2 protein-coding genes are annotated in these 816 nt (G+C 66.5%); both read right to left on the bottom strand.

All coding sequences use genetic code 11. From position 1 onward, the window contains the following. The coding region (locus AQJ27_RS40425) for a histidine kinase (RefSeq protein ID WP_483027184.1) at positions 1-610 on the bottom strand (610 nt) is incomplete at its 3' end. Between the two features lie 34 nt (positions 611-644). After that, on the bottom strand, positions 645-816 hold a 172-nt coding region (locus AQJ27_RS40420), incomplete at its 5' end, for a winged helix-turn-helix domain-containing protein (RefSeq protein WP_208948613.1).

Raw genomic sequence — 816 nt, 5'->3', positions numbered from 1 at the left:
GCGCGAGCTCGCGCAGCGCGGTCAGATTGCCGGGGCGGAAGTAGTTGGACAGCGCCGCGTCGACCTTGTCGGACTTGTAGATGTTGCCGTGCGCCATACGGCGACGCAGCGCGGGCGGTGACATGTCGACCAGTTCGATCTGGTCGGCCCGGCGTACGACCTCGTCCGGCACCGTCTCCTGCTGCCGGATGCCGGTGATGGACTCGACGACGTCGCCCAGCGACTCCAGGTGCTGGATGTTGACGGTCGAGATCACGTCGATCCCGGCGGCGAGGAGTTCCTCGACGTCCTGCCAGCGCTTGGCGTTGCGGGAGCCGGGGATGTTCGTGTGGGGCAGCTCGTCGACCAGGGCCACCTGGGGGCGCCGGGTCAGCACCGCGTCCACGTCCATCTCCGTGAAGACGGTGCCGCGGTACTCCAACTCCTTACGGGGGATCTCCTCCAGCCCGTGCAGCATCACCTCGGTGCGCGGCCGGTTGTGGTGCTCCACGAACGCGACCACACAGTCTGTGCCCCGCTCGACCCGGCGGTGCGCCTCGGAGAGCATCGCGTACGTCTTGCCGACCCCCGGTGCCGCACCGAGGTAGATCCGAAGCTTGCCTCGTGCCATCTTCTCTTCTCTTCGTCGGTTTCGTGCGCGTGCTTCAGCTTTCGAAGCGGTATCCCATGCCGGGTTCGGTGATGAGGTAGCGGGGGTGGGCGGGGTCGGTCTCGAGTTTGCGGCGGAGTTGGGCCATGTAGACCCGCAGGTAGTTGGTCTTGTTGCTCTGGCTGGCTCCCCAGACCTCGGCCAGGAGGTGTTTCTGGGTGATGAGG

The organism is Streptomyces olivochromogenes (assembly GCF_001514115.1).
Taxonomy (GTDB): Bacteria; Actinomycetota; Actinomycetes; order Streptomycetales; family Streptomycetaceae; genus Streptomyces; species Streptomyces olivochromogenes.
Note: the sequence above shows the minus strand (reverse complement) of the source record. Positions and strands in the feature narration are given on the sequence as shown.